At 70.2% G+C, this 3390-nt stretch carries 4 protein-coding genes and 1 pseudogene; 2 read left to right on the forward strand and 3 right to left on the reverse strand.

Going from position 1 to position 3390, the window contains the following annotated elements; translation table 11 throughout:
• The coding region (locus tag ETD85_RS61020) for a class I SAM-dependent methyltransferase (RefSeq protein WP_138698894.1) at positions 1–600 on the reverse strand (600 nt) is incomplete at its 3' end.
• 300 nt (positions 601–900) lie between these two features.
• Here ETD85_RS61020 and ETD85_RS61025 point away from each other — a divergent pair.
• On the forward strand, positions 901–1710 hold the full coding sequence (locus ETD85_RS61025; protein WP_138698895.1) for a glycerophosphodiester phosphodiesterase: 810 nt from the start codon (positions 901–903) through the stop codon (positions 1708–1710).
• Positions 1711–1761: 51 nt separating this feature from the next.
• Positions 1762–2688, forward strand: coding sequence for a TIGR03619 family F420-dependent LLM class oxidoreductase (locus ETD85_RS61030; protein WP_138698896.1), 927 nt, complete (start codon positions 1762–1764; stop codon positions 2686–2688).
• A 60-nt stretch (positions 2689–2748) separates the two neighbouring features.
• On the opposite strand, the gene ETD85_RS61035 is transcribed toward ETD85_RS61030, so the two are convergent.
• Both ETD85_RS61035 and ETD85_RS61040 read right to left on the reverse strand, forming a co-directional pair.
• Positions 2749–3102 (reverse strand): winged helix-turn-helix transcriptional regulator, encoded by a 354-nt coding sequence (locus tag ETD85_RS61035; protein ID WP_206059626.1) that lies wholly within the window; start codon positions 3100–3102, stop codon positions 2749–2751.
• A gap of 66 nt (positions 3103–3168) precedes the next feature.
• Positions 3169–3390: pseudogene (locus ETD85_RS61040) on the reverse strand (extracellular catalytic domain type 1 short-chain-length polyhydroxyalkanoate depolymerase); the annotation flags it as partial.

Genomic DNA, 3390 nt, shown 5'->3' on the forward strand with positions numbered 1-3390 from the left:
CTCCATGATCAGCTCGCTGCCCGCGGCGAGCCGCCCGGCGACGGCGAGCGTGGCGGCGACGGCCTCCGGCGTGAGGTACATCGCGACGCCGAGCCAGCTCACCAGCGCGGGCCTGCCGGGGTCGAAGCCGGCGGCGAGCAAGGCGTCCAGCAGGTCGTCCGACTCGAAGTCCACCGGTGCGAAGGCCAGCGCGGCCGGCGGCGCGATGCCGGCCGCGGCGAGCAGGCCGCGCTTCCACTCCTGCGTGTCGGGATGGTCCACCTCGAACACCCGCATCGCGCCGCCGGCCGCCTCGGCGCGGTAGGCGAAGGTGTCCAGCCCCGCTCCGAGCACCACGTACTGGTCGAGGCCGGTCCGGGCCCGCTCGGCGAGGCGGCGCTCGGCGTAGTGGCTGCGGGCGGTCACCTGGGCGCGCGTGCCGGCCAGGACGAGGTGGTCGCCGTACGCCCGGTGGTAGCCGATCAGCTCGTCGGCCCGCTCGCCGAGCAGGGGCGCGGCGATGGTGTCGCGGAAGATGACGGGCTCGCGATCGACGACGAGGTGGGCCGCGCGGGCGGCGGCGGCCATGAGCGCGGTCTGGCTGGGCTGCGCTTGCTGCATGGGCGGGCGTTCCTTCCTGAATACTTAGGAACGCCGACATTAGCCACATTTCCCACTATTATTGGACATCATAACATAGAGAAATAAATTTCCCATCACAGCCTGATAAATTACGAATTACTCACCGGCGGGCACGCGTCCTACCAGGGGAGACCTGCGGGCCGCCATCCCCAAGCCGCCCCTCCGCACCGGCAAAGAGTTCGTCCCGGCAAGCGCGGCACGCCGTACCAGAACGTCTTTTTCCTGAATTAGTGGGCACTTTCACCTCAACTCGCTACAAGGCAGTCCGAGGGAGGGAACGTGATAGCCCTAGCAGCTCCGGCCGCCGTCACGGCGGCCGCCTTCACCTCGTCGCGAGAGGTCGACAACATCGCGCACCGGGGCGGCTCCGCGCTCGCGCCGGAGAACACCATCGCGGCCTGCGCCCTGGCCATGGCGCAGGGGGCGGACGTGTGCGAGTTCGACATCCAGCAGACCAAGGACCACCAGCTCATCCTGATGCACGACCAGACGCTGGCCCGCACGACCAACGTGGAGCAGGTCTTCCCCCGGCGGTCGCCGTGGCGGGTCTCCGACTTCACCCTCGCGGAGATCCGGCGGCTCGACGCCGGCTCGTGGTTCTCCCCGCGGTTTCGCGGCGAGGGGGTGCCGACGCTGGCGCAGGGACTGCAGGCGATGAGCCACAGCAAGGTCGGGCTCCTGCTGGAGGTCAAGCACGCCCCGAGCAGCCCGGACATCGACAAGCGGGTGGCCGCCGAGCTGCAGGAGGCCCGTACGGAGTGGGGCGACGAGCGGCTGGCCGTGCAGGCGTTCGACTGGCGGGCCATGCGGACCTTCCACCACATGCGACCGCACATCCCGATCTCGCTCCTCGGCAAGCCGCCCGCCGACCGGCTCTCCGAGCTCGCCGGTTACGTCAAGGGCATCAACCTTCCCCATGCCGGGCTCACGGCCGAGTACGTCAAGAAGGCGCACAAGCAGGGCATGAAGGTCTACACCGGGACCACGCACAAGCCGGCCGTCATCCGCCGCCTGATGTCGTACGGCGTGGACGGCATCATGACCAACCGGCCGCGCCGGCTCGCGAACGTCAAGCTACGACTTTCCTAGTTCACTACAAATTATGTAGCGAACTCCTAAGGTTCTAGTAGGCTGAGAGTCATGAAACTAGGTGTTGCTCTGCCCACGTCCGGGCCGCTGGCCGGCCCGGCGAACATCGCCCGCGTCGCGCAGGAAGCGGAGCGGCTCGGCTACGACTCGGTGTGGACGTACGAGAGGCTGCTGCGGCCGACCGCCCCTGTCTCGATGGGCGGCGGTGAGCCCCAGCCCGTGCCGGAGGTCTACCGGCTCACCTACGAGCCGCTGGAGACGCTGAGCTACGTGGCCGCGCTCACGAGCCGCGTCAAGCTCGGCACCAGCATCATCGACGCCTTGCTGCACCCTGCCGTGGTCCTGGCCAAGCGGTTCGCCACCCTCGACCAGCTCAGCGGCGGCCGGGTGGTGGCCGGCGTCGGCCAGGGCTGGATGCCGCAGGAGTTCGAGGCGGCGGGCGTGCCGATGAGCCGGATCGGGCCCGGCATGGACGAGGTCGTCGCCGCCATGCGGGCCTGCTGGGGGCCGGACCCCGTCGCGTACGACGGCGAGTTCACCCAGATCGCCGAGTCCGAGATCAACCCCAAGCCGGTGCAGCCGAGCGTGCCGATCCTGCTCGGCGCCATGACGCCGGGCGGGGTGCGGCGGGCCGCCCGCATCGCCGACGGGCTCAACCCGGTGGCGGTCACCCGCGAGATGCTGCTAGACCTGACCAAGGCGTTCCGCTCGGCCGTGGAGGAGCTCGGGCGTGACCCGGAGTCGGTGACCGTGGTCGCCCGCGCCAACGTGCCGCTCACCACCGGGCCGCTGGGCGACGGGCGGCCGTACCTCGGCGGCTCGCCGCGCGAGATCGCCGGCGACCTGGCCGCGCTCGAAGGGACCGGCGTCGACCAGGTGCTGTTCTCCACCAACGCCCAGGACGCGCAGGGGCGCGACCTCGGGATCGACGATGGGCTCGCGCTCTACGCCGAGCTCATCGACCTGGCCCGCAAGTAGGTCCCCCGGTTTCCGCCGCCGGCGGCGGCCCCGGCAGGATCCGGGGTCACCGGCGGCGGCTCACGGGTTGCACAGCTCGCCGATGTTGTTGCGGCCGGCCCAGGCGTGCAGCTCGCGGAACGCCTCGCGCAGGTCTTCGCCGACGGGCGTGAGCCGGTAGAGGACCGCCGTGGACGGGCCCTCGGCGAGCTGGCGCTCCACGAGCTTGGCGGCCATCAGCTCGCGCAGGCGGTCGGTGAGGATGCCGTCGGTGATCCCGTCGATCATCTTGGCCAGCTCGCTGAAGCGCGCGGGCCGCTGGAGCAGGGCAACGATGATCATGCCGTTCCACCGCTTGCCGAGCACCTTGAACACGTCCATGAACTGCACGTCGCACGCGATGTCGGCACCGCTCTCCGAGACGGATTCGACCATGCGCACCAGCTTACCCCGGGCGCACTACGCGTTCCGTAGCTGATCAGCAGTGCGCCCGGGAGCTCGTCAGCAGCTCGTCGTGGCGACCACGTAGTGGTTCGGGCCGGTCTGCTTCAGGGTGGTGGTGACGAACGTGTTCCACAGCCCCATCGCCTGGTTCGAGCCGTTGGCGTAGGCGTAGCCGCCCGACTGGTGGGCGCGGCCAGCTTGGGTGTGGGCGTAGTTGCTGGCCGTGAAGCACACCGGCGGCACGGTCGGCGTCACGGTGGGCGTGGGGGTGGGCGTGGG

Source organism: Nonomuraea zeae, assembly GCF_005889725.1.
GTDB lineage: Bacteria > Actinomycetota > Actinomycetes > Streptosporangiales > Streptosporangiaceae > Nonomuraea > Nonomuraea zeae.

Excerpts from the sequence above, each read along its gene's own strand:
- ETD85_RS61030 (WP_138698896.1), top strand. The coding sequence starts at position 1,762 with ATGAAACTAGGTGTTGCTCTGCCCACGTCCGGGCCGCTGGCCGGCCCG.
- ETD85_RS61035 (WP_206059626.1), bottom strand. The coding sequence starts at position 3,102 with ATGGTCGAATCCGTCTCGGAGAGCGGTGCCGACATCGCGTGCGACGTG.